General features: G+C 48.0%; 21 protein-coding genes. 10 read left to right on the top strand and 11 right to left on the bottom strand.

What is annotated here, in order from left to right; genetic code table 11:
* The first annotated feature begins 2 nt into the window (after positions 1-2).
* The 3 genes from EZV61_RS06145 (at position 3) to EZV61_RS06135 (ending at position 2685) form a co-directional block, all read left to right on the top strand.
* Positions 3-551, top strand: coding sequence for a DUF924 family protein (locus EZV61_RS06145; protein ID WP_131414640.1), 549 nt, complete (start codon positions 3-5; stop codon positions 549-551).
* A gap of 128 nt (positions 552-679) precedes the next feature.
* On the top strand, positions 680-1870 hold the full coding sequence (locus EZV61_RS06140) for an amino acid aminotransferase (protein ID WP_131414639.1): 1191 nt from the start codon (positions 680-682) through the stop codon (positions 1868-1870).
* A gap of 107 nt (positions 1871-1977) precedes the next feature.
* Positions 1978-2685 carry a cupin domain-containing protein gene (locus EZV61_RS06135; protein WP_240695153.1) on the top strand — a complete coding sequence of 236 codons (708 nt, stop codon included), beginning with the start codon at positions 1978-1980 and terminating at the stop codon, positions 2683-2685.
* Positions 2686-2689: 4 nt separating this feature from the next.
* Here the strand turns inward: EZV61_RS06135 and EZV61_RS06130 are convergent, their stop codons facing one another.
* From EZV61_RS06130 to EZV61_RS06105, 6 genes are all read right to left on the bottom strand, one after another.
* On the bottom strand, positions 2690-3043 hold the full coding sequence (locus tag EZV61_RS06130; RefSeq protein ID WP_131414638.1) for a VOC family protein: 354 nt from the start codon (positions 3041-3043) through the stop codon (positions 2690-2692).
* Positions 3044-3046: 3 nt separating this feature from the next.
* Positions 3047-3709 carry a glutathione S-transferase family protein gene (locus EZV61_RS06125; RefSeq protein ID WP_114337845.1) on the bottom strand — a complete coding sequence of 221 codons (663 nt, stop codon included), beginning with the start codon at positions 3707-3709 and terminating at the stop codon, positions 3047-3049.
* A gap of 19 nt (positions 3710-3728) precedes the next feature.
* Positions 3729-5288: a sodium:solute symporter family transporter gene (locus EZV61_RS06120; protein WP_131414637.1), complete on the bottom strand. Its 1560-nt coding sequence runs from the start codon at positions 5286-5288 to the stop codon at positions 3729-3731.
* Between the two features lie 293 nt (positions 5289-5581).
* On the bottom strand, positions 5582-7363 hold the full coding sequence (locus EZV61_RS06115) for a sensor domain-containing diguanylate cyclase (protein ID WP_165569541.1): 1782 nt from the start codon (positions 7361-7363) through the stop codon (positions 5582-5584).
* Positions 7364-7570: 207 nt separating this feature from the next.
* Positions 7571-10612, bottom strand: a complete 3042-nt coding sequence (locus tag EZV61_RS06110; protein WP_131414635.1) for a response regulator — start codon at positions 10610-10612, stop codon at positions 7571-7573.
* Between the two features lie 11 nt (positions 10613-10623).
* Positions 10624-12372 (bottom strand): ABC transporter substrate-binding protein, encoded by a 1749-nt coding sequence (locus EZV61_RS06105; RefSeq protein WP_131414634.1) that lies wholly within the window; start codon positions 12370-12372, stop codon positions 10624-10626.
* A 486-nt stretch (positions 12373-12858) separates the two neighbouring features.
* Here EZV61_RS06105 and EZV61_RS06100 point away from each other — a divergent pair, with 486 nt between their 5' ends.
* Together EZV61_RS06100 and EZV61_RS06095 are read left to right on the top strand one after the other, a co-directional pair.
* Entirely contained in the window at positions 12859-13899 is a 1041-nt protein-coding gene (locus tag EZV61_RS06100) for an efflux RND transporter periplasmic adaptor subunit (protein ID WP_131414633.1), read from the top strand.
* Positions 13896-16982 (top strand): efflux RND transporter permease subunit, encoded by a 3087-nt coding sequence (locus EZV61_RS06095; protein ID WP_131414632.1) that lies wholly within the window; start codon positions 13896-13898, stop codon positions 16980-16982. The genes EZV61_RS06100 and EZV61_RS06095 overlap by 4 nt, the downstream gene beginning before the upstream one ends.
* A gap of 46 nt (positions 16983-17028) precedes the next feature.
* Here the strand turns inward: EZV61_RS06095 and EZV61_RS06090 are convergent, their stop codons facing one another.
* From EZV61_RS06090 to EZV61_RS06075, 4 genes are all read right to left on the bottom strand, one after another.
* Positions 17029-17658: a hypothetical protein gene (locus tag EZV61_RS06090; protein ID WP_131414631.1), complete on the bottom strand. Its 630-nt coding sequence runs from the start codon at positions 17656-17658 to the stop codon at positions 17029-17031.
* An 81-nt stretch (positions 17659-17739) separates the two neighbouring features.
* Positions 17740-18318, bottom strand: a complete 579-nt coding sequence (locus tag EZV61_RS06085) for an HD domain-containing protein (protein ID WP_131414630.1) — start codon at positions 18316-18318, stop codon at positions 17740-17742.
* A gap of 72 nt (positions 18319-18390) precedes the next feature.
* Positions 18391-18876, bottom strand: coding sequence for a hypothetical protein (locus tag EZV61_RS06080; RefSeq protein ID WP_131414629.1), 486 nt, complete (start codon positions 18874-18876; stop codon positions 18391-18393).
* Positions 18877-18971: 95 nt separating this feature from the next.
* The gene (locus EZV61_RS06075) at positions 18972-19778 is read right to left on the bottom strand and encodes a DUF3025 domain-containing protein (RefSeq protein ID WP_131414628.1); all 807 of its coding nucleotides are present in this window, start codon (positions 19776-19778) and stop codon (positions 18972-18974) included.
* A gap of 95 nt (positions 19779-19873) precedes the next feature.
* Here EZV61_RS06075 and EZV61_RS06070 point away from each other — a divergent pair, with 95 nt between their 5' ends.
* Complete coding sequence (locus tag EZV61_RS06070; protein ID WP_240695152.1) at positions 19874-21472, top strand: cation:proton antiporter family protein; 1599 nt, start codon at positions 19874-19876, stop codon at positions 21470-21472.
* A 32-nt stretch (positions 21473-21504) separates the two neighbouring features.
* On the opposite strand, the gene EZV61_RS06065 is transcribed toward EZV61_RS06070, so the two are convergent.
* Complete coding sequence (locus EZV61_RS06065) at positions 21505-22164, bottom strand: type 2 periplasmic-binding domain-containing protein (protein WP_130565962.1); 660 nt, start codon at positions 22162-22164, stop codon at positions 21505-21507.
* Between the two features lie 405 nt (positions 22165-22569).
* Here EZV61_RS06065 and crr point away from each other — a divergent pair, with 405 nt between their 5' ends.
* From crr to EZV61_RS06045, 4 genes are all read left to right on the top strand, one after another.
* Positions 22570-23079, top strand: a complete 510-nt coding sequence (crr, locus tag EZV61_RS06060) for a PTS glucose transporter subunit IIA (RefSeq protein ID WP_114337833.1) — start codon at positions 22570-22572, stop codon at positions 23077-23079.
* A gap of 88 nt (positions 23080-23167) precedes the next feature.
* Entirely contained in the window at positions 23168-23521 is a 354-nt protein-coding gene (locus tag EZV61_RS06055) for an ArsC family reductase (protein WP_131414627.1), read from the top strand.
* Positions 23522-23523: 2 nt separating this feature from the next.
* Positions 23524-24657 (top strand): succinyl-diaminopimelate desuccinylase, encoded by a 1134-nt coding sequence (gene dapE / locus EZV61_RS06050; RefSeq protein ID WP_131414626.1) that lies wholly within the window; start codon positions 23524-23526, stop codon positions 24655-24657.
* A complete protein-coding gene (locus EZV61_RS06045) occupies positions 24647-25345 on the top strand; it encodes a M15 family metallopeptidase (protein WP_240695151.1) in 699 nt (232 codons plus the stop codon). Before dapE ends, EZV61_RS06045 begins: the two co-directional genes overlap by 11 nt.

The raw sequence follows: 25345 nt of genomic DNA, 5'->3' as shown, positions 1-25345 counted from the left end.
CTATGGCCCGCGATGAGTTCAATGCTGTCACCAATTTTTGGTTTAACGAATGCGAACCAATACAATGGTGGCAAAAGTCCGAATCGTTTGATCGCATCGTTGAGCAACGTTTTTTGCCGTTACTCGAGTTAGCGATCGAAAAGCAACTTGATCATTGGCGTAGCGACCCACAAGGTCGCTTGGCGGAAATCATTTTGTTAGATCAATTCTCGCGAAATATCTGGCGCAACACAGCACAAGCCTTTGCCCAGGATCCACAAGCACTTGCCCTCGCAGAACAGGCTGTTCACTGCGGGGCAGACAAAACCTTGCCGATCAATCAACGGGCATTTATCTATATGCCGTTTATGCACAGTGAATCGATATCGGCGCATGAGAAAGCGGTCGTTCTGTTTTCTCAGCCTGGCTTAGAACGCAACTTACACTCAGAGCTGCAACATAAAGCTATCATTGAACGTTTTGGACGCTACCCTCACCGCAATGCGACTTTAGGCCGAAACAGCAGCCAAGAGGAACTGGAATTTCTCACCCTGCCAGACTCTTCCTTTTAACCAGATCAATCCCTTAGCAACTTCAACTGCCGCAGCGCTTGTCTGTTATTCACGCATCATATACGCTTAGCGCCATTGCGCTTCGGCTGCGCCATTTTTTTAATCACAAATTGTATAGGGACCCACTTATGTTCGAGCAGATCTCAGCCGCTCCAGCTGACCCCATTCTTGGCCTCACAGAAGCATTCAAAGCTGATCCGCGTGATACCAAAATCAACCTCGGTGTTGGCATCTACAAAGATGAAGCGGGCCAAACCCCTATTTTAGCGACCGTAAAAAAAGCCGAAGCTATTCTGCTAGAGAGTGAGAAAACCAAGTCGTATCTGAGCATTGAAGGTAATGCGGCTTATGGCGCTGCAGTGCAGGCGCTGCTGTTTGGTAAAGCTTCCAATATTGTTAGCAATAAACGTGCGCGTACTGCACAAGCGCCCGGCGGTACTGGTGCGCTCCGTATCGCAGCAGAGTTCTACGCTTCACAATTTGAAAACAAAAAAGTTTGGGTCAGCAACCCGACCTGGGCAAACCATAACAATGTTTTTGCTGCTGCAGGTTTAGAAATTGTGCAGTACAACTACTACAACGCCGATGCCAAAGATATGGACTTCAATGCCATGCTTAGCTCACTGGAAGGCGCTGCTGCAGGGGATTTGGTCCTCTTCCACGGCTGTTGCCATAACCCAACGGGGATTGATCCAACAGAAGCGCAATGGCAACAACTGGCCGCACTGAGTGCAGAAAAAGGCTGGTTACCTCTGTTTGATTTCGCCTACCAGGGCTTTGGTAGCGGCATTGAAGAAGATGCGAAAGGTCTACGTATCTTCACCGAAGCAAACCAAGAGCTACTGGTTGCCAGCTCATTCTCAAAAAACTTTGGCCTCTATAATGAACGAGTGGGTGCTTTCACCCTCGTTGCGAAGTGCAGCGACACCGCTGAAACAGCATTCAGTCAGGCAAAATCATTAATCCGCGCCAACTACTCAAATCCACCCGCACACGGTGCTGCCGTCGTTACCACTATCTTAAACGACGCCGCTCTCTACGCCGAGTGGGATAAAGAAGTTGCGGAGATGCGTGACCGCATTCAGCAGATGCGAGATCTATTTGTTGCTACGCTAAAGGAGAAAGGCGTCGATCGCGACTTCAGCTTTATCGCTCGTCAGAACGGTATGTTCAGCTTCTCTGGCTTGACTAAAGAACAGGTCGCGACACTAAAGGATGAGCACGGCCTCTATATCGTTGGCTCAGGCCGCATCAGTGTTGCTGGTATGACCCGCAACAACATGGACGCACTCTGTAGCGCCATTGCCGCCGTTATCTAAATCACTGCGGTAGAACTGACAAAGAAAGCTGCTTCGGCAGCTTTTTTTATATCTGCCATATAACTTGGCTGTAGCTCAACAGCACTTCAGCAGATCAGATATTTGCTATGCTGCTATTGGTACACCACCAAACATCGAACGGTAGAGGCAATGCCAACATGCAGATAAATGCCGACTTTCAAACCTCTGTCTTCATCTCTGCCGATGATATGGTGTGGAGTAAAAGTCCTATGGCTGGCGTGCATCGTGCCATGCTCGACAGGATCGGCGACGAACAGGCGCGAGCTACCAGTCTGGTTCGTTATGCTCCGGCCAGTAAATTTAATCGCCACCAACACCCTGCCGGTGAAGAAATTTTGGTGCTGGAAGGTGATTTTAATGACGAGCATGGTCATTATCGCGCAGGAACCTATCTGCGTAATCCGAACGGTACGACACATGTACCATTCAGCATTGATGGTTGCTTACTGCTAGTAAAGCTGCGTCAATTCCAGCCTGCAGATCAAATACAAACACAGATCAACACCCGCACGGCTCATTGGCAAGCAGTAGATGACAATATAGTTAGCCTGTTACTCCACCACCACGGTGAAGAGCGCGTACAACTGCTGGAGATCCAAGCGGGCACAAAACTCCCGATCTGCCCAGAGAAAGGTGGCCATGAGATCCTCCTAATCAGCGGCAGCATTGAGCACCGAGATCGCAAGCTACCGTTGCATAGCTGGTTACGTTTTGCGAGTCATGAACGAGATGAGATCCTGACCACTGAGTTAACAAAGCTATACTGGAAATCTGGTCACCTGCCGCCGCGCTAACGACTTACTTGTCAGACCAAACCGCATACTCGTTACCCGTAGGATCAGCAAAATGGAATCTACGGCCGCCGGGGAACTCGAATATATCCTTCACCAACTGACCTCCCGCGGTGGTTATCTTTTCCTGCGTGTGGTGCAGATTTTCACTATAAAATACCACTAGCACGCTACCGTTAGACGATCTGGCAGAAATATCGGCACGATAAAATCCACCATCGATTCCAGCGCCACTGAATGCGGTGTAATCAGGTCCGTAATCAATGAATTGCCAGCCAAACAGCGTATGAAAGAAGGTTTTGACTACATTAAGATCTGTCGCCGGAAACTCTAAGTAATTGATCTTTTCGTGTGTATTCATTGACTAAATAGCCCCCGTTGGCATGACTGGATAGGGCTCCTCACCAAAGCCTGCTCGCTGAAATTCAGGTCGGCTTTCTGCCCACTGCGATAGCTCGGACAAGATCGGCAACTGCCACTGCGGAACCAACTCGGGCAAATACTCACAGGTAAAACGCCATGCGACAGCAGCGCTGATCAAAACCTGATCTAATTCACTTGGTTTAGTCGCAGCAGGCCATTGGCTCAATGAAAGCTCCAACTCTCGATAAGCGGTTTCAAGCTGCTCGGATATTCGCTCCAGCCATGCTTGGAACTGGCTTTCCACAGGCCTTAACTTCCACTCATAATAAATCTGTACGCTCTTCTCACAAGCAATCATGGCTAATCCAATGCAGTGCAACGCTTGACTCCGCTGCGCAACATCCGTCGGCAGCAATAACCGGTTTTCTGCGTTATTTTGACTGGCTAAGGTTTCCAGGTAATCGAGTATGAGATTGGAATCAAGCAGCACGGTGCCGTCATCACACAGCAATGAAGGTGCTTTAACGACTGGACTCAATTTTTTAAATTCATCTATATCACGAAATACGGACAGCGCTTGGTGCTCAAAGGGAAGTTGCAGACATTGCATCGAGATCGCAACGCGCCGCACGAATGGTGAGTCCAACATACCAACCAGTTTCATCGAAACATCCTTTTCCTGTTTACGTATCCGCCAAGTATGTCACCAAAGCACAAAAAAGTAGAATCACTGCCGCCATCGCGACTAATTGATAAACCATACGTTTAGGTACAGACAAGCCTTGAGAGTGCGACGTAAGCGGGGTTCGGTTCAGGAAAACAACTAACATAGCGGTCAACCAAGCCGCAAAGAACCCCACAACATTCCACCATAGCCATGACACTTCAGGCAGAAACTTCCAGACCACTGCATTGGTGAGCAGCCCGATGATAAAACCCGTAATGGCCGCACGTTGTCCAACGGAGGGCAGAAACACCGCCATTGAAAACAGCGCCAACAACGGGCCATTGGCCATTGAACCAACTTTATTTATCGCTTCCAGAATAGTCGGCGCGATACGCTCAACTTGATACGAGAAAGCGATAGCAAATACCCCCCAACCCAACGTAGACAACTTGGAATAGATAAACAGCTGCCGTTCACTGCACGTTCTAAAACGCGCGATAAAGTCTTCTACTGTACTGGCAGATAAACTATTGAGTGCCGAGTCAATTGAGGACATAGCGGCGGCAAACAGGCCCACAATGGCCAATCCCGCCAACCCTGGAGCAAATTCTCTGGAGACAAAAGCGGGAAACACCATATTGAAATTAGGTGAACCATCACTTGTTTTTGGCAAAGAGGAAACAAAATCAACATGCTCAATGGCATAAGCGGCCAAACCTAAACCGACAGTGCAATAAGCAAGTACTAGGGGAAATCGGAGCAAGCCGTTCATCACCAGCACCCGTTGCGTTTGATGGCTATCAGCAGCGGAGAGTAGTCGCTGTGCTTGGCTCTGATCACAACCATAATAAGCCATATACAAAAACAGCCCCCCAAAGAACATCGGCCAAAAGCCATAATTATTACCGGATGCGAGCCCCCAATCATTCATCAAGGCCGGTGTTCTCTCACTGATCAACTGAAAATGATCTATCAGCGGATCAGCAAGGAATACCAAGGCTAATACCACAGCGCCAAGCAATAAGAACATTTGTACGACGTCGCTGAGAACAACCGCGCGCATACCGCCCATCAAATCATAGGCAATAGTGATCCCCATAAGAATGACGACTGAAAGGTCAAAAGAGATCCCCGAAATAAGCGCTATCACAGAGGCGACACCATAAACTGTGACTCCCGTGGCAACGCCTCGGAAAATGAGAAAACAGCCACTAGCCAATAATCGACTGGAGAGTCCTAAACGTTGCTCAAGGAATTGATAGATAGAGATCACGCCAGCATGGCGCAGGGGTAAAAACGCAAAACAAAGAATCAGCATAGCAACAGGAACGGCCAATTCATATTGCAGCCATAGCAGGCCGCCACCGGCGACGAAACCAACAAATGCGGGCGCTCCCAACAGACTATTGGTGGAGCACTGAGTTGCGATAATCGAGGTCGCTAACGTCCAACTAGGAAGGTTATATCCCCCCAAGTAATAATCTGCTCGGGATTTTTGCCGCCAGCCTAAATAAACCGCTCCCAACATCATCAATGTGAGATATCCGGCGATTACCCACCAATCCAGCACTGTCATCTGCTCTACTCCCTGGCTATGTTTTGTTGGCCACAGCAATGCCCTCGCCGATAATATAATCACGAGGGTCGTAACAGGGCCTTAACGCAGCCAAACAGTCTTACAGAATATCCAGGTGTGATTTTTTGCAGGATGAACACTCTACAGGTGTTTTTTCATCCCTATTTGATTAAACCATAGATCGGAGTATTAGCCAGAAAAACCTGAATTTGTTAATTTTTGGCGCAGGGCTTAATGTCATCCCATACATCAAATAGCGGTCGCGAACAGCCGACTAGCGAAGCACGAACAGGCTACTTGGCAACGCCATCGGCAAATGACACAACGCGATTGCGGCCAGCATTTTTTGCCTGATAGAGCGCTTTATCAGCCCCCTCTAAGCCAACCGAAAATGCGTCAGGACTATCAAATATCAATTCATCCATGCCGATACTTAACGTATGGCGAAAGGTCTGATTGCCTGACTCGCTCACACTGTTCATAAACGTCTGGCGGATACGTTCAGCAATGTTATAAGCCATCTTTTGGCTCGCCACATTAATCAGCACAATAAACTCCTCTCCGCCCCAGCGGATAGCAACATCCACCGATCGACACTCGTTTTTCAGGATCTGGGCTAACTCAACCAGTACCTTGTCACCTGTAGCGTGACCGTAGCGATCATTAACCTGCTTAAAGTGATCAATGTCGATAAGTAGCAACCAATACTCACCTTCTCTCTCCTCCAAATCAGCAAGGTAAGCAATATGGTCAGAGAGGTGGCGACGATTTCCCAAGTTAGTTAACGGATCAAGTTTGGACAGTTGAGCTTGACGCTGTAACTTACTTGATGTTGAACGCATCTTATCCAGCGTCGCCAAAATCAACATCAAACACTCAAATAACACGGCCGCTTGAGTCAGATGGATCAAACCCATACCAAAAGCTGACCACTGACTGGACGCAGAGATCAAACTCAAAATCAGACTTATTCCATACGGCACCCAGGCGACAATATAGAGCAACACATAGGTGTTCCCCTTGCGATAGCAAAGCCAGCCCAGCACAGGTTGAAAGGCCATCGATAACAAGCTAAAGAACGATATGTATAGCACCAGATCGTAAACACCAAACAGGCGCAAAATGACGGCTAACACATACAGTGCAATCAGTCCCAAAAGCAGTTTATCTACTCTCGGTAGCAGCAATTTGGTGTTTAGTAGTTGGCGACCAAACAGAAACGAAAAAATCGCGACACAGAGATAAAGGACATGGAAGCTCTGATTAAAAATTTGCGGACTATCTGGCCAAAAATACTGAAAGCTAAAGCCATTTAAAGATGTCCACATAACGATGTTAAACACCAGATAGCTAAGGAAATAGATGTAGTACTTATAGGAGTAGGAGCGCGTATAAGACCACAAAATGACCGTCAGCAATGCCAAAGCGGTAAACAGACCAAAGTAGATCCCGAACAGAAAGTATTCCGTTAGTGTCCGGTCTTTAAATGCCCCCTTTTCTTCAACAAACAGCTGCACATTCATCGTTTCTAACGTATTAGAGCTCAATCGCACGTAGAAGCTACTGGATTCTCCTGCTTGCGCGACAAACTTAGCATTGAGCAATCGATATGCGATATCTCGACTAGAAAATGCTAAGTAATCAGAAAGCCTCCTATGCTGCCAACTATCGGAGCTAGCTCCAGCTCGGGTATTACGTGAGGAAAAGTTAGGGGTTGCCTGTTGCGAACTAGATCCCGCGGTAAAGTAGATATCTATATTATCGATGTAGCTAGTTTCTGGCGTCAGCACCCACTCGATCGCACGAGAACTGGGATTGTGAATGCTAAATTTTAGCCATACCGCTTGATGGGTAATACCTCGGTTCACTTCCGCTTGAGAAAATGGTCGAAATCGGGATGCAAAGTCGGACGTGATGATCTGCTCAAATAAGATCTCATGTTGAGGTTCAACCAAGATCTCGGCATAACCAACCAAGCTAGTTTGCTTCATGTCAGCGGACAAAGTTAACGCGTCGGCAAAACAGCCAAAACAAAACAGATAAAGCAAGACCGCATACCACTTCTTGATTAGCAAGCCACCCATCCCTTCTGGGAACATAGAGAATAGTTTTACTATATGTGAAACGAGCGCAACGAAGCCAACCGTTCAAAGCAACGCTGTGACTTAACTCAGTAATTAATAATCATGCGCCGTGGCAAAATGGTAGGTTAGTTAGATGACAGGACAAACGCAGCTAATGGCACGCAGAACCCAATAGGCCAATGATGCTCTAGTTTCCCATCAGCCACCTACTAACTGGCCACGAAGCTCACTAATCACGTCAGCGACAACATCAAAATCATACTCTTCTATGCCTTTACGCAATTGGTTCAACTGCGCGTCCATCCCAGCCGACTTGAGCAAAGGTGCAAGTTCAGGCAGATACTCTCCGGCCTCAATATCAAAGTTTTCCGCCTTTGCTTCCACCTTGCGTAACAGATCGAGTATTTGTTCGCAGTTTTCAGGCTGTTCGCCTTGCAGACCGCTTTGCTTATGCTCTAAAAGGTATTGATCTATCTCCGTCAACACAACCGACAACACCTGTTGCGCCTGAGCCAGGCTTTGCTCTGTTGCCTCACCAGCAGTCGTCTCATGCTCCAATTTTTCAGCCAATATGCGCAATTGACTAGCGCCAATGTTGCCAGCATTACCTTTCAATGAATGCGCTAACCTTATCGCGGCCGCCCGTTCCGGCTCCAAGTCTAGGCATTCGCGATATTGCGCAGTAAAGTCATCACCATACAGCTCAATAAAACGCCCTAGCAGCTTGACGTACATAGACGGCTTGCCCATCGCGTAACGTAGACCCTGCTGAGGATCCAGCTGCCTATTACTTTCCACGTCATCAGCTGCATCTTCAGACTGCACATCGCTCTGTTGCTGATCGGAATCTTGTAGGTAGCCCTCTTGCCCTTCTTCTTTGTCTCCCGTCATAGTTGAACCGTCATACTGAGGACGCACCTGAGGAGTGATCCATTTCGCCATCGTGCTAAACAGTTCATCGATATCTACCGGCTTGGCGACATGATCATTCATCCCCGCATCCAGTACTTTTTCCTTATCTCCAGCCATCGCATTAGCTGTCATCGCGATCACGGGCAGATCTTGATACTCCGGCTGCAGCCTAATTTTCTTTGTTGCGGTGTATCCGTCCATGACAGGCATCTGACAGTCCATCAGCACACCATCAAATGTCTGTTTGCGTAGTTTTTGCAACGCCTGCTTGCCATCTTCTGCCAGCGTCACGTTAATACCATGGGTCTCTAGAATTTCGATAGCCAGCTCTTGATTAATAACATTATCTTCAACCAACAGTAGCTGAGCACCTTTGAGTTTTTCTACATTTTGTTGGTGATCAGACGCGTAGTGACCAGATTGACGCCTCGCCGTTACAATCGCTCCACCACTGGCATTTTGGATGGTTTCCAGCAGAGTGGATGAGGTGATCGGCTTGAACAACGTTCCTTGAATTTGCAGCTCAGCACTGGCGGCTAATAGCTCTTCCCGACCATGGGCTGTCATCATTAATATGGCAGGAGTTGGTACAATACTTTGATTGCTCAGGATCATGCGCACAGTATCTACACCGTCCATACCATCCATTAGCCAATCCACGAGTACCAGTTGATACGGCTGCTGATTAGACGCGCTGGTGCGTTCAAGGATCTCCAGCGCTTCAAAGCCCGAACTACAGCTGGTCACCTCAAACTTTAAACTTTGCAAAATACTGGTCAGTATCTGTCTTGACGTCGCGTTGTCGTCCACGACTAGGGTCTTTTGCCGCTCAACCGCTTGCAGTAAATTTAAACGCGCCGCCGCGTTAGCGACTTTCTCGACATCGACGGTAAAGAAGAACTCACTACCTAGTCCCTCTTCGCTTTCAGCCCAGATCTCCCCGCCCATCATCTCTGTGAGACGTTTACTGATGGCGAGCCCAAGACCAGTGCCGCCATAGGTGCGAGTCGTGGACGAATCTGCTTGGCTGAACGACTCAAACAGTTTCGCCTGCTGACTTGGCGACATACCAATACCCGCATCGCGAATACTGAAACGCAACGTCACTCGCGTATCGGTCTCAGAAACGACCCGCACAGAAACGACCACTTCACCGCCAGCATCAGAAAATTTAACGGCGTTATTACCAATATTAAGCAGCACCTGGCCGATACGAAGTGGGTCACCTTTTAACTCTACAGGCACATCAGGAGCAACATCGTAATGCAGCTCCAGTCCCTTTTCCTGAGTCTTCACTGACAAGATGCCAGCCAGATCATCCATCACTTTATCCAACGAAAACTCAATCACTTCCAGATCTAACTTGCCTGCCTCTATCTTAGAAAAATCGAGTATGTCGTTGATGATCCCCAATAGTGCCACCGAGCTACGATTTACTTTCTCGATGTAATTACGCTGTTTTGGATCCAATTCGGTCTGCAGCGCCAAGTGACTCATACCGATGATGGCATTCATAGGCGTACGGATCTCGTGGGACATGTTGGCAAGAAAATCGCTTTTCGCCTGATTGGCAGACTCCGCCTTGGCAATCAATGCCACCTGTTCCTGTTCGTGGCTTTTCACTGACTGCATATAAGACTGGAACATGCGATAAACAAAAAACAGGATTGCGACAAAAACCAACACTTTGAGTACTGCAGAGCCCAACATGGTGTAATAGCTGAGCGCCGATTTATCTTGGGTAGATTGATACACCACTTGGCTCAATCGCAATTGGCTTTGGGTGAACTCTTTTAAGGCCCATTGCAAAGCAGCGTAATGTTCACGCTCCTGCTGCGTCACGCTAATAAACGCGGCCACCCTGACACCTTGTTCGGTATAGCGGCGAGTAACGGCCAATGCCTGCTTGTAAGCATCCCAGCCATAAATAAGCTGTTCCAACAAAGCCTGATCTATCTCGTCTGCGTTCTTGCCTTCAAAATAGGAACGCGCTTTTTCAAGGCGCTGATCTAGATCCTGCACCTTTTCATCAATCAAGCGCCCATTGTCAGCAATAGCCTGCGCATTGGGTGCCGTGACCATCTGCATTGATAATATGCGGAGGTCGGCAAGTGGCATCGCCAATCGATTTGCCAATCGTTCCATACGGTTGGCAGCTGCCTGCATCGTTGCAATCGAGCGATCGACCTGACTCTGATTAGACAAATTAACAACGCTTTCAATCACAAGCATCGCCATCGCCGCAATCAAAAGAAGCACGACACGTCTCAGTAACACGCGCTCTTTAGCAATTTTATCTTCCGGCTGAGCCGATTGATTCACATCCATTTTGCACTCGTTTAAAAGTTCTGCCGATTGATCTGTAATGGCACCATTCGCGTTTTCGGATAAGGCTTGTCGCCGCGTATAGACCAGTGCCAATCTGTCACTTCAAGATCTCTAAGGTAAACAAAAGCCGAACGACCGGGGTCGAACTTAACCTCTTTGTTGACCGCGTAGACGTTGTTAGGTGTGGGTAAAAAGACCATGTAGTTTTGTTCGTAAACGTGCCTGATCACCTCTGCGAGCAACGACTGGTACTCATCGGATTCAACATTAAACTTCAGCAGCTGATCACTCAAAGCATCTAAATAAGGGTTAGGTGGAAGTGTCGACCAATCATTAAAGGGGCGATAAACAAAACATGCAGACCAAGGGTGTTTAAACCAATCATAGTTTCCCCACAACAACAGATCCCATGGCTTATTCTTGCCTTGCCATGTATCGAACAAGCGTCCAAAAACGATCTTTTCAGCAGACACCACTTCAACTTGCAGCGCAATATTGATCTGACTAAGAAAATACTGAATATCGCCAATCAAAAACTGAAAGCTTTCTTGCGCCACCACCGTCAATTGCAGAGGCTGATTGGGATCTAACCCCTGCTCTTTCTGATAGTCGCTGACCAGCCGCTTCAAACTCTCAATATCTGTCTGATTTTGTTGATGATACTCGGCAAAAAACGGGGCCAGAGATACTATCGCACCGTCCACTTTGTAAAAGTTTGGAGACACCATGGTCGGCGACATCACGCCCTCCCCTAGCATCGACAGATTCAGCAGATACTCCTGATCAATGGCATGATTGATAGCAAAGCGGATCCGTTGATCTAGCAGAGCTGGATCGCCATTGATCATATTAATATGCATGGCATAGTTATTCAGCGATGTCGACACCGCCAGTTTTGCGTAGGGTGACATCACAGTATCCAACTGGTCGGCAAAAGAGACAGGGGTCAGATCCAGAACCGCTTCGTCCTGCAACACCTGCTCCCGCGCTTGAGCTAACGTGAGGTTGGTATAAATAGTGATGGTTTCGACCTTGGCTTTATCCTCTCCCCAGTAAATAGGATTCGCTTTCAATACCACTTCAGGGCTGCTTCTGTCTCCCTCGATATAGCCCTTGTGCAGCACATAAGGCCCCATACCAAAAAGTCCTGGCTCAGCTAAGTTGGGACAGGTCGGCTTGCCGTTCCAACCATGTTTCGCCAAATATTCAGGCGTATAAAACTGTAGCCAGATGGCATCGTGAAGAAACGCGCCGTAAGGCTCTTTGAGATGAAATCTGACCCGATATTCGCCCAGTTTCTCAGCCCGCTCAAACAGTAGATGCAACTTTGAGAAGGTGAAAGGCGCCTGCTTAAAAAAGCGCATATTCTCAATGACTGAATCAGCGTTAAAAGCTCGACCATCATGAAAAACAGCATCTTTGCGCAACTCAAAATCCCATACTTTATCATCATGACTGGTATGGCTAATGGCGAGATCATACTGCCATCCCCGTTCATTATTTTCGGGTCGCAGCAACGCAGCATTCACCGCGTGAGAGATAGCAAGGTAGGGTAAATTCGGCAAAAACAGTTTCACATGAGAGCCAGGGCGCAGCTCGCCATTAACCAATTCCGCGGTGGGGTCGCTGCTTAATCCAATATCAGCAGCAGCTGCACTCTTGCTCGCACAAAATTCGAGTACAACCATAACCAGCAGTAAAGCAATGGTGCTGATGTATCGATTGTGCAGCGCGAATGTTGATCTGCCTTGAAATTTCATAGTTACATCAAGCACCTTAAATCATCGGTCAGCCACCAAGGGCCAAAGGAGTCTCCGGCTGCAACACCGTCATTCAACAGGCTAATGAAAATGCAAAAATGTCTTGTCATTCAAGGCTGTTTTCTGCTTTCCAGTATAGTGGTATATCTGGCAATACACCTCTTATTGTGGTTGAAAACAACCGAGTTAATCGCAGTCAAAGGCGTGGCAACATCACGCCTACAAAATAAGTTCCACATCAATGGTGACGGTTCGCCGTCATCATGCCTCAATATCTTCATATCCCATCAACTGACAATGAATTAGCACGGCCATACCAGTAATCGTTGTGCGTAACAGACTAAAAATCATAGTTTATTAACAATTAACTCGTACGATTTAACTTTTTGTCTCAAGACATGTAACAGCTATTCCTGCGACAATCGCGATTGTCGCTGCTCAAGAATTAGTCAGCATTCAGTTTTTTGCAGAGAAGTCTCTTAGCTTATGAAGATGTTGTCATTGTTAGCTGTTGTTATCGTGCTAATTATTGGCTGGAGCTGGCGAACCTCCAGTGCTCACCCGCCTGTCGCCGAAACCAAACCTGTCGCCATCACGGTAGTCACACTGTCAGAGCAGGCACTGGCTGAAACCGTGCCACTGCAGGGCACGGTCTTTTCAAGACAAGCGGTGGAGATCACTCCCGAGGTAGACGGCCGGATAAGCGACATAAAAATTCGTTCAGGACAACAAGTAGAACAGGGCGACTTGCTGGTACAGCTAGACGATCGACATCAACAGGCTGTACTCAAGCGTGAGCAGGCCAAGCTGCAGGACACCATACGCCACCAGAGCAACATTCATCGGCTCCTCCCGAAAGGCGCGGTCACTCAATCAGACGTTGATAAGACAGATGCAGACGTACAGATACAACAGGCAGAAGTAGAACTCGCTCTGGCTGCACTTGAAGACCGAGCGATCCGCGCTCCCTTTAAAGGCAAAGTTGGCTTGGTTGACCTCAGCCCAGGTCAGCTGGTGTCTAGAGAAACACGACTCACTACGTTAGATGACGCCACGGTGCTGCGTCTGAATGTACCTGTCGCTTCAAAATACTTGGGGCGAATATCTACCGCACAAACAGTGACTCTAAAACAAACCCACCTTAATAGTGACTTGGTCGAAGCGGAGATCACCAGCATCGATAGCCGCGTTCGTGGCGAAAGCCTTAATGTCTATTTACAACTATCGATAGACAACCGTGACAGCAAATTAACACCTGGCAGCTTAGTGACCGGAAGGCTAAAGCTGACGGAGCAAGCCAATGTAGTACTGCCGGTGCAATCAATCGCCTACGAAGGCCACAAGCGTTATGCCTATCGTCTGATCGACGACCACGTTGAAAAAGTCGAGATTACCCTCGGCATTCGCGATGGCGATCTTGCTGAAGTCACTAGCGGACTAAGTGCTGGAGAGCAAGTGGTTCATCAAGGTTTGGTTAAAGTCCGAGATGGAATGGAAGTCACCGTCATAGCACGTGCAGGTGTATGAAGCTTTCTGATGTCGCCATGTTTCGGCCAGTATCAGCCATCGTACTGAGCTTACTCTTCATGTTGTTTGGGGCGGTATCATTCAACTTGTTAGCCGTGCGGGAGATGCCCGACATTGACAGCCCAGTCATATCAATCGGCACAGCCTATCGTGGCAGTGCTTCCTCCATCGTAGAATCCCAGATCACGAACCCAATTGAAGATGAACTCAGTGGCATAGACGGCGTTGACTACATCTGGTCATCATCATGGGATGGCTGGTCGGGGATCACGATCACCTTCCAGCAGGGACACAATATGCTCGAGGCCCTGAGTGATGTCAGGGACGCAGTTAACCGTGCCAGAAATAGCCTGCCCGATGATGTCGATGAACCTGTTGTGCGCAAAGATGATGGTAACAATGCGCCTATCATGTGGTTGAATCTCACCGGAACGTTGCAGGACAGAGTCGAGCTCAGTGATTTTGCCGAACGGATCCTGATAGAAAGGCTCAGCTTGATGCCCGGCGTCAGCGCCGTCAATAGCTCAGGCATGGTCGAGCGCGTGATGTACATTGAGCTGGATCCATTAGAGATGGCCGGCCGTGGTTTAACAACCAAAGAGGTGATCAACGCCCTCAATCAGGAAAATATTCAGCTGCCCGCTGGCTATATACGTAATGACAGCCTCAACATGGTGGTACGCGTTGCCCGACAGTATCAACAAGCGGATGACTTCAAACAGATCCAGCTATTAAATATTGATGGCGACAGCGTACACTTGGGCGATATTGCCCAGATCTATATCGGTGCGAAGAAAGACACCACCACGTTCAAAAGCGATGGCATTGACAGTATTGGCTTAGGGATCGTGCCAATGTCGCAAGCCAACCCCCTCGACGTTGCACAAACCATCCGAGAACAACTCCCGCACTTACAACGCTTCCTGCCCCAAGGGGCGAGCTTAGCGGTTGATTACGATAGCACCATATTTATTCGATATGCCATTAACGAGGTGTATACCACTCTGGTTATCTGCGCTGTGCTCGTGCTGCTGGTGTTATATCTTTTTATTGGTCGTATTGGCGCCACATTGATCCCGGCGATCACCGTACCCGTCTCGCTGATCTCGGCGTTCACTGTTGCTTATCTACTCGGCTACAGTATCAATCTAATCACCCTGATGGCTTTGGTTCTTGCCATCGGTTTGGTTGTCGATGATGCCATTGTGGTGGTGGAAAATATATCTCGTCATCGCGCCAATGGTGTACCAGCGCTAGTCGCCGCTTTTAGAGGCACCAAAGAGCTAAATTTTGCTGTGATCGCGACCACTTTGGTACTGGTGATGGTTTTCCTGCCTCTCATGTTTATGGAAGGCAAGATGGGAAGGCTATTTAGTGAATTCGCCGTATTACTCTCTGCTGCGGTGGTATTTTCCTCCATCGTCGCACTGACGCTTGCCCCTGTGATGGCTGGCCAGCTACTCAACCGCCCGCCCCCTCCGCCAAGCTTTATAAACCGGTTTATGAACAGTTTGATGAATAAGCTGCAACATAGCTATGCTGCAGTCTTAGAGCAGATCTTGCCGTTTCAAAAATCAGCGCTATTGGTCATTGGTATCGCCTTAGGCTTGTTAGTTTACAGCTATCAACTACAACAAAAAGCTTACGCGCCGAAAGAGGATCGTGGCGTCGTTAATATCTATGTCGGTGGTATGGAAGCCACCAGCTATGATCGCATGCTCGACAGCATGACAGCGATAGAGCAGCGACTCATACCACTAAGGGACGATGGCCCGGTTCGCTCACTGAATTATTCAGCACCAGCTTTCGGCACTTGGGCGGACCATCAGGGATTTTTTATCCTGCAGTTAAAAGACTGGAGTGAGCGTTCAGAGTCTGCTGCTGAAGTTGTAGAAATGATCAGGGAGGCGACACACGACATCCCTGATGTAAAAGTTTACCCCTATCAACCCGGGTTTGGTGGCTCTATGGGGGAGCCTGTGCAGTTCGTACTGCAAGGCGAGGACTACACCGAGTTACTCGGCTATGCCAAGCAACTAGAGAAATTAGCCGACGAAAGCGGGCTAATGCATGGCGCTCAGCTTGACTACAACCCAACCACACCAGAATTGGTATTGCAGGTTAACCGCCCAGCAGCCCGAGAATTAGGCGTCTCGGTGGACGATATTGCAAGCACCTTGGAAGTATTATTGGGCGGGCGAGCGCAAACACGCTTCGAAGAACGCGGTGACGAATATGACGTCTACCTCAAAGCCAATGAAGATCGCTTTCTATCAGCAGCGGATCTTGCCAAAGTCTACCTGCGCAGTGACGCCGGAGCATTGGTCACCTTAGACACCCTGGTTTCAGCGCAAGAAACGGCATCAGCGCGTGGTCTGTTTCATTATCAGCGAAAGAAATCTATCAACCTCAAAGCTAACCTGACCGAACAGGCCACCTTAGGTGAAGCCCTCGATTTTCTTATTGAGCATGCCGAACCCATGCTCCCACCTGGCTATACTTTTGACTTCGCTGGCGAATCGAAAGAGTACTACGACAATCAGCGAGAGATCGCGCTGTTGTTTGGCCTCGCTTTGCTGGTTTGCTATTTGGTACTCGCCGCTCAATTTGAAAGCTTTATTAGCCCGGCAGTTGTGATGCTTACCGTACCGTTAGGGATCCTTGGCGGCTTGGTAGGACTGTTGTTAGCCGGAGAGAGCTTCAATATCTACAGCCAACTCGGCTTACTCATGTTGATAGGGATGGCGACAAAGAATGGCATTCTTATCGTCGAATTTGCCAATCAACTGCGCGACAAAGGGTTGGATATCACCACTGCGACCTGTCAGGCGGCAGTGAACCGCTTACGGCCTATTCTCATGACCGCAATGACAACGCTACTCGGCGCTCTGCCTATGTTATTTGCCAGCGGCGCTGGCTCGGAAAATCGCTTTGCCATCGGTGTCGTGATCTTCGGTGGCATGCTCCTAGCAACCGTCATCACACTGTTTATCATCCCCTGCCTTTACCATCTGCTTGGCAGATTCAGCGGGTCACCGATGGCAAGAGAGATACAGATAAAGCAATTACTTGAAGAAAATTAGTATTGTCGTTATCTGCGTTCATCCCCAGAAAACGACAATCACATCACTAAGGTAAATTCAGCGCAAAGCCTTCGAAGTTCCAACGTAAAGTGGTGTCAAAAACGGGCGGTTCAGGGTAAGGATAAGTTTCAGACTTGGTCATACTCTCTATCACAGCATCAAGCACTTTGTCTGATTTTTTCTGTTTTTTCTCACGCTTATAGCTGGCAGACGTTTCATCTGACGTTTCAATAATACCGCTCCAAACTTCAGCGTCTGCATCCATGCTGTCAGTAATAACGTAGTTAACCTTAACAGTTCGCGTGACGTATTTATAAATATCAGGGTCGAGGTCATCAGTGCGTTTGGTCACTGAATTAGATAGTAGAGTGACATGCACGACATATCGGCTGCCCGGTTTTATCTTTATCTCATTGCGCTTGTCTCGCAACACCGCCACCACTTCTGGACTTAATGTATCAGGGTTAACTTTTATATCACTAGCAAGGTTTTTAACCACCACCCTATCAATGCCATCAACGACCAAGCGATCTGGGGTAAAGCTTGGTGCGACTACTAACCCTTGTACCGTCGGTTTGGTCCACTGTTCCAACTGCGCACAACCGGTGCAACATGCAACAACCAAAAATAGAGGTAACCAACTTACTTTACCGACAAACCTGCTTAATTTAATCATCAGACCACTCCCGATCCTGAATGCTGTACCAAAATAGTGACGCTCTAAGTGAAACCTTCTAATCGAGGAATCCAATCAAACTTACTTTAACCAACCTTTGGTAACCGCCACATTAAGCTTGATTTTTAGCAATTCCCACAAGGCCAAACAGCCCTTACCAATACGCTCATTAATCGAGAACACCTGCGCCTTAGAGACATCGTGGGCGCGCCAACTATGACCATCGCCATGCAGGTTATGCAATAACGGCGGCACCCGATCAACGGCTTTTGCAAACTTGGCATCGGCCGTTTCGCCTGCCTCAAATTCATACCAAAGCGTAATGAACTCTGTATCCATCCCCTCAGGAAGCAAGCCTAATACGCGCTTTACTCCTTCTGCCTCAGCAGCTTTTAATTCTGGTGTCTCACTGGCGTAAATAATGGTATCTCCCGCATCTATCTCACCAAGATCATGGATCAACAGCATTTTTATCACGCGATCGATATCCACCGGCTCATCAGCATGCTGATAAAGCATCAGAGCCGACAAGCAAACATGCCAGCTATGTTCAGCTGAATTCTCATAGCGCGACAAACCAATAGGGCGGGTTTTTCGATGCACATCTTTAAGCTTTTCTATTTCGACAATAAAGCGGAGGATCTTTTCAAGATTTTCCACGGTGCGCTCCTGCTGTTTTTGGAAAACGGCAATATGGGAAGTGATGGAAGAGCTATCGAACAAAAATCGAGGCTATAACTCAATCTCAAGAAATTCAGGCACCGCAGATTTTACCTTATCAGGTACTAGTGACTGCCATTTTGCCAACGCAGACAGAGATGTTTCATCTGCAACAGGTTGTACTGAAGCATTAGTCGACATCTCCTCGCCATCCCAGATAACAATCAAGCGTTCACCCTCTTCAGGTAACGCGTAGAAAAGCTCACGGCCTTCATCATCCTGGATCCGCGCATAAATCTGAATATCAGCGATGGGCAGAGTCAAGTTAGAAAGCAGTACCGGCCAGTGTGCGCAATCGAATACAAACCAAGCTAAACCGTTTGCTCTTCCTAATTGCTCAAATTGAAAGTGTAAGCCATTAAATAGATTAGGCGTCACGCCCGCTAGGCTAGCTATTTCAGCCACCAAGGGCGCGCCATCAGCAGACTCTGGATCCAATTTACTTAGAAAGTGTTCCGGCGCAGAGATGACAATAAAACCCCAGTCTTCACACATCATTTGCCCTCAACCGACTTCGATAAATACGCCATCAAGTTGCATAACTGATGCGTTAGTTCGACAGCCAGTATAGCCAGCAAACCTCGATGACTACACTAACTTCTCTTAGGCGCAGGGCGAAAATAGTCCTGATTGAGATAGAACTCCCGCGATTCATTCTCTGGCCACCACCCCGGCACGCCGAGCAGAGGTAAAGGCGACAACGGTCGGTTGTCAGCAAGCAGATCTGCGCTCAGCGCCAATGACAATTGCTGATCCAACGCTTGATATTGTTTTAGCAACGGCAGCGTAAAGAAGTCCGCGGAGACCGGCAAACATAACGCCTTGCCACATAAGCCAATAAATGGCTGCAGGTATGACTCATAGCTGGCGTGACCAAAAACAAACGGACGTATGGTTTTACCCCAAGCATCTCGCTGTTGCCAGAACAACGCCTCCCATTCATGTTGTTTTAAAGCCTGGCTCAGATGATCATCAGCCACAGCAATAATCACACCGCATTCATCAAACAAGGTTAAGGCGTTACGCCGTGGCGTGCGCTTTTTTTGTCCATATTTAGCGATGTCATCGCAATGTTGTTGGTTAATCAAACTTTTTGCTTTTGGGAACAGAGACCATATCAAGGCATTAAACAGATCATGCCAATGCGCGGGACGAGTAGGTACTGCGCCCGACTCCAGTATGCGTTGCTCGTAGTAGATACCATCAGGGCAAGCATCCAAGGTAGACTGGCAAACAAACTGTATCGATTTTCCGTGACTGTTGCAGGTCGGTTTCGGCAACAACGCTGTCATCTGCTCGGTATCAGGCCAAGTCTGCCAAGCTGAGATCGGCAACAACTGCCTTAAATCCTGATAGATCGCCGCCTGATACCAGGGTGATTGCACATTAAGAAACTGCATATTTCTCTAAGTAACTGAGGTAAAGTTTGCAACGTGCTGTATTCTAAACCCATTATGCATTCTCTCCACTATTTTCAGAAAAATTAGGAGGCACCTTGGATCCTATTGTTATCGCCGCCGCTTTTACCCTAGGCTTATTGGTTAGCCGCATAGGCTTACCGCCGATGATCGGGTTCCTTGGCTGTGGCTTTCTGTTACATGCAGTAGGGTTTGAACCTTCAATAGCAATGCAAGAAGTGGCCGACCTTGGGGTAACCCTTTTGCTGTTTAGTATTGGGCTCAAGCTTAATATCAAGAGTTTGTTGAAACCCGAAGTATGGGGCACAGCCACCCTCCACATGGGCATTACGATTGGTTTCTTCACCATTGCATTAATACTGTTGGCAGCGCTAAAAATCTCCCTGTTCGCAACGCTCAACTGGTCATCAGCGATACTACTTTCATTTGCATTAAGTTTTTCCAGTACCGTATTTGCTGTAAAAGTACTGGAAGATAAGGGTGAGATGCAGTCTCTGTATGGCCGTGTGGCCATTGGTATCTTGGTAATGCAAGATATTTTCGCCGTCGTCTACCTCACCCTTTCCACGGGAAAGATCCCCAGTGTCTGGGCGGTATGCTTGCTGGGCTTACCCTTCATTCGCCCTCTCATGTACCGCTTACTCGACCGCGCAGGCCATGGCGAAATGCTTATTCTCTACGGCTTAATGATGGCGCTACTGCTTGGCGCAGGTCTGTTTGAATTGGTTGGATTGAAACCTGATCTCGGTGCATTGATTATTGGTATTTTGCTTGCTAACCACCCCAAATCTGGCGAATTAGCTAAATCATTATTCAGTTTCAAAGAGCTATTTCTGGTGGCTTTCTTTCTTAACATTGGCCTACAAGCGCTCCCAACCTGGGAAAGCGTTGCCATCGCTGCGCTGCTTTGCCTGGTACTGATAGTCAAAGTTATCATCTACTTTGGCCTGTTAACCAAGTTCCGACTGCGCGCCCGTACCGCCACCCTGAGCTCGCTGAGCTTGGCTAACTATAGCGAGTTCGGCCTGATCGTGGGTGCAATCGGAGTCAGCAATGGCTGGCTGAGTCCCGAATGGTTGGTGATTATCGCCATCGCACTCTCACTCAGCATGGCTATCGCCTCGCCGCTCAATTTACACGCTGCGAGCCTTTATCGGCGCTATAGAGCCAATCTACATAAATATCAACGAAGCGCGCTACTGAAATACGACAGCAACATCGAATTATCAGGTGAACGCTGCGTTATTTTTGGTATGGGCCGTATCGGCACCGGTGTTTACGACGAAATGCTCGACTGTTACGGGAATTCTATACTCGGCGTTGAAACAGACATGGATCGTGTAGAAGAACATCGCACACACGGCCGCAATGTCATTCAGGGCGACGCCACAGACTCTGATTTCTGGGAGAAGCTATCTGCAGAGGGCATTGAGTTAGTGTATTTGGCGATGCCAAGCCACCACGGTAATCAATTTGCTGCAAAGCAGTTCCAGCGCATGCAATTCAACGGTCAAGTCGCCGCCATTGTGCACTTCCCGGACGAAGCGGAGGAGTTAAAAGCTCTTGGCGTTAACTCTGTGTTCAATCTGTACGAAGAAGCCGGGGCGGGTTTTGCAGAGCATGTCACGGCACAGTTATTGGAAAACGCTTCTCTGAAGCCTAAAGAGTCGCAATGACAACGAGCGAAAAAGGTGGTGTTGCGCCATAACTACTGTGGCGCGTACCAAAGCTCAGAGCGATTAACCGGTGTTGCTTTCGGTAAAATAGTATTGGTCAGGGTTAATATATCGCGCCGCTGTAGATCGGCAGCTCGCAAGATATCGCCGTGCTCTTGATTGAACAGCTTATCAAAACTGCCATCGGCAATCGCCGCTTCTAATCCTCTGGTGATAATATCCGCCAAATCAGTACGATGGGGATTAACAAAGTAATAAAATGCAGTCGGGTAGTGCAGTGCAAAACGCTGCTCGATGACAAGCCCCTGAGCCGAGTATGTTTGCTGTTCAGCCCATATTTCAGCGACAGACCGAGGAAACGCTTCGATACGCTCTCGCAACAGTTGTTCAAATAGACCTTCATAGGTTGACGATGGCACGATCCTAAACCCGTTATCAGCAAGGATCTGCGTATCAGGCCAATCATGGCCCTGCCCCAAAATCACTTCTTTTAATACACTACTATCAGTTAGATGAAGAAACAGTTGCTGTTTTTGCTCACGGATCAGAAGTAATCGCCAACCAACCAAACCTTTGTAGATCGGAATTCGTATCGGCAACAAACTGGCTTCCCTTTCAACAGAAGTCATCGACCACACCACATCCAACTCATCATTTCTTGCAAGCTGCTTAAGCGCTCTGCCCTGCTGCATAGGCAACTCACTGGGCTTCAGCTGCAGATTAGAGCCACTTTTCTGCAACGCAAGCGTCAGTAACCTTAACGGATAGTTGACCCTTTCATCGAATGTTGACTCGGCCCTCGGGTAGACAATGTCATTTGCAAAGGCACTAAGGGGTAAACAAAGTAACATTAAGGTTAATATTTTGTTGGCATAGAGTTTCACATGACACACCAGATAACTCTTTGGTTTAATTAACTATAGTTATGATGGTGCCGACGTCCAGAAAGAATATTCGCAATTGAAACCCATTGAGTGATAATTTGGATCAACTAGGGATTGATTATTGTCACGATCACTTTATATAGTGTCAGTCCCTCTGTTACACTCAAGACGGTTTACTACTAGATACCAAGCCTGATGCGGGAGCTATAAAACATGGGTTTATTCAGCACGTTAAAAAAGCTGGTAAGCGATGACAACGACCCTTTGGATGGGGTGAAGATCTATGCCCCAATAACGGGCGAAATTGTCGATATAGAAGAAGTGCCGGATGTGGTATTTGCGGAAAAAATTGTCGGGGATGGCGTTGCAGTTAAACCTACCGGCAGTAAATTAGTGGCTCCCTGTGATGGTGTCATAGGTAAGATATTTGAAACCAATCATGCATTCAGTATTGAATCACCCGAAGGGATCGAGCTTTTTGTCCATTTCGGTATCGACACCGTCGAGCTGAAGGGAGAAGGCTTCCGTCGCGTAGCGGAAGAGGGGCAACAGGTAAAATGTGGTGATCCGGTAATCGAATTAGATCTGCCCTTTCTAGAAGAGAAAGCCAAGTCAACACTCACTCCCGTCGTCATATCCAACGTTGATGAAGTAAAACAGTTAGCAAAACACAGCGGTAAGGTCACTCAAGCCGAGGATGTCATCATCACCGTCATCAAATAGCAAAAAAAAGGCACTCCAATGAGTGCCTTTTTTTTCTAGCTTAGATAATCTTGCTGCAACATTTTTAGTCTCGTTATTTGGCATATCTATGACACTCCTATTTGGCATTAAGAATTGCGATACTGTTCGTAAGGCTCGCAGTTGGCTTGAACAAAACCAGCAAGAATACCAATTCCATGACTTTCGCACGGACGGCTTAGATGAAAAGACCTTGAAGAAATGGGTCGATCACCTAGGTTGGGAATCACTACTGAATAAACGCAGCACCAGCTTTCGCCAGCTAACTGATCAACAGAAGTTGGTCGATAATGCGGAAGACGCTATCGCGCTAATGATAGCCACCCCCACCCTGATTAAAAGGCCGGTGCTAAGCTTCAATGATCATATTCAGATAGGCTTCAAACCCGCAGCCTATCAACAACTATTTCAGCAGGTAGATTAGTAATGAGTGAAGAGGTACTGGATTTAGCAAAAGAACTTATCAGCCGTCGCTCTGTTACCCCTGAGGACGCGGGTTGCCAGGAACTTATGGGGGCGAGATTAGCCGATATTGGCTTTGCCCTTGAGACCATGGTGTTTGAAGACACCACCAATTTATGGGCTCGCCGTGGTACCCAAGCGCCACTTTTCTGCTTTGCCGGACATACCGATGTCGTTCCCAGCGGCCCCGAAGAAAAGTGGCACACACCACCATTTGAGCCCACGGTTATCGATGGCTACCTTCATGGCCGTGGCGCTGCCGACATGAAAGGCAGCTTGGCGGCGATGGTTATTGCGACAGAGCGCTTTGTTGCTGCTTATCCAAACCATAAGGGATCTATCGCTTATCTGATTACCAGTGATGAAGAAGGCCCCTTTATTAATGGCACAACCCGTGTAATTGACACACTGGAAGCCAGAAACGAAAAGATCGACTGGTGTATTGTTGGCGAACCGTCAAGCACCCACCGATGCGGTGATATTGTGAAGAATGGTCGCCGCGGCTCGCTGACTGGCGATCTGACAGTGCATGGACATCAAGGCCACGTGGCTTATCCTCACCTTGCTGATAACCCCATTCATAAAGCCGCACCGGCATTAACCGAGCTTAGCCAGATCTGCTGGGATCAGGGTAACGACTACTTTCCCCCAACTAGTCTGCAAATTTCAAATATAAATGGGGGAACAGGCGCATCAAATGTTATCCCTGGTGAGCTAGAGGTCCAATTTAACTTTCGCTTCTGTACCGAAAACACGTCCAAGGGATTAACAGAAAGAGTACATGCGCTGTTTGATGCCCATGGCCTTGAGTACGATCTTAAATGGACCTATAACGGCGAACCGTTTCTAACCGACCATGGGGATTTGGTCACCGCAGTTCAGCAAGCGATTCTGGATACAGTACATACGCCAACAGAGCTATCGACAGCGGGTGGTACATCAGATGGCCGCTTTATCGCCCCAACTGGCGCAGAGGTGATTGAATTAGGTCCTTGTAACGCCACGATCCATAAAGTGAATGAATGCGTCAAGGTTGCTGATCTGGAGCTATTAACTGAGATGTATTATAAAACCATGGTACAGCTACTTGTTGACTGAACTCCATGACCGGCAACTGACCGGTGAATCTGAGTCCCACCTGCACCTGTTTGGTCAGCGCGGGACTCTGGTTCATAAAGATGTATGCCTACCACTACAAAGCTTATTCAGTACGGCGGCTGATGACGGTTTTTCATTACAGATCGCCAGCGGTTTTCGCAGTTTCGAACGCCAGCAAGCTATCTGGCAAGCTAAGTTCTTGGGTACTCGCCCGTTGCTCAATCATGATAGCCAGCCTCTGGATATCACCACTTTGAGTGAGTCAGAAAAAATCGCTGCAATCCTTCATTGGTCTGCACTGCCTGGCACAAGCCGCCATCACTGGGGGACAGACCTAGACATCTTTTGTAGCCTGCAGCAGGGAGAACAACCTTTGCGGCTTGAGCCGGATGAGTACGCACTTGGTGGGCCACAACATTCGACCTATCTTTGGTTGCGAGAGCATGCTGGCAAGTTTGGCTTTTTCTGGCCCTACAATAAATATCGCGGCGGTGTCGCCGAAGAGCCTTGGCATATTAGCTACGGTGAGATAGCAGAACAGGCCCTATCGCAATTAACAAGCACCAAAGTGATGGATGCATTAACGAGAAACCAAGTTATTGGATTAGCACACCTGGGGCCGCAGATCGAAGCGTTAATGGTAAAATATGTCACTAACGTAGCCCATTGGCCCAACAACGAACACTGA

This window comes from Corallincola luteus, from assembly GCF_004336975.1.
GTDB classification, from domain to species: domain Bacteria; phylum Pseudomonadota; class Gammaproteobacteria; order Enterobacterales; family Neiellaceae; genus Corallincola; species Corallincola holothuriorum.
The sequence above is the reverse complement of the archived record's forward strand: the minus strand, read 5'-3'. Positions and strand labels throughout refer to the sequence as shown.

Excerpts from the sequence above, each read along its gene's own strand:
- EZV61_RS06090 (WP_131414631.1), bottom strand. The coding sequence starts at position 17,658 with ATGATTAAATTAAGCAGGTTTGTCGGTAAAGTAAGTTGGTTACCTCTA.
- EZV61_RS06125 (WP_114337845.1), bottom strand. The coding sequence starts at position 3,709 with ATGAAACTGGTTGGTATGTTGGACTCACCATTCGTGCGGCGCGTTGCG.
- EZV61_RS06110 (WP_131414635.1), bottom strand. The coding sequence starts at position 10,612 with ATGGATGTGAATCAATCGGCTCAGCCGGAAGATAAAATTGCTAAAGAG.
- EZV61_RS06145 (WP_131414640.1), top strand. The coding sequence starts at position 3 with ATGGCCCGCGATGAGTTCAATGCTGTCACCAATTTTTGGTTTAACGAA.
- EZV61_RS06055 (WP_131414627.1), top strand. The coding sequence starts at position 23,168 with ATGACACTCCTATTTGGCATTAAGAATTGCGATACTGTTCGTAAGGCT.
- EZV61_RS06120 (WP_131414637.1), bottom strand. The coding sequence starts at position 5,288 with ATGACAGTGCTGGATTGGTGGGTAATCGCCGGATATCTCACATTGATG.
- EZV61_RS06095 (WP_131414632.1), top strand. The coding sequence starts at position 13,896 with ATGAAGCTTTCTGATGTCGCCATGTTTCGGCCAGTATCAGCCATCGTA.
- crr (WP_114337833.1), top strand. The coding sequence starts at position 22,570 with ATGGGTTTATTCAGCACGTTAAAAAAGCTGGTAAGCGATGACAACGAC.
- EZV61_RS06065 (WP_130565962.1), bottom strand. The coding sequence starts at position 22,164 with ATGCAGCAGGGCAGAGCGCTTAAGCAGCTTGCAAGAAATGATGAGTTG.
- EZV61_RS06075 (WP_131414628.1), bottom strand. The coding sequence starts at position 19,778 with ATGCAGTTTCTTAATGTGCAATCACCCTGGTATCAGGCGGCGATCTAT.
- dapE (WP_131414626.1), top strand. The coding sequence starts at position 23,524 with ATGAGTGAAGAGGTACTGGATTTAGCAAAAGAACTTATCAGCCGTCGC.
- EZV61_RS06100 (WP_131414633.1), top strand. The coding sequence starts at position 12,859 with ATGAAGATGTTGTCATTGTTAGCTGTTGTTATCGTGCTAATTATTGGC.
- EZV61_RS06080 (WP_131414629.1), bottom strand. The coding sequence starts at position 18,876 with ATGATGTGTGAAGACTGGGGTTTTATTGTCATCTCTGCGCCGGAACAC.
- EZV61_RS06140 (WP_131414639.1), top strand. The coding sequence starts at position 680 with ATGTTCGAGCAGATCTCAGCCGCTCCAGCTGACCCCATTCTTGGCCTC.
- EZV61_RS06130 (WP_131414638.1), bottom strand. The coding sequence starts at position 3,043 with ATGAATACACACGAAAAGATCAATTACTTAGAGTTTCCGGCGACAGAT.
- EZV61_RS06135 (WP_240695153.1), top strand. The coding sequence starts at position 1,978 with ATGCTGCTATTGGTACACCACCAAACATCGAACGGTAGAGGCAATGCC.
- EZV61_RS06105 (WP_131414634.1), bottom strand. The coding sequence starts at position 12,372 with ATGAAATTTCAAGGCAGATCAACATTCGCGCTGCACAATCGATACATC.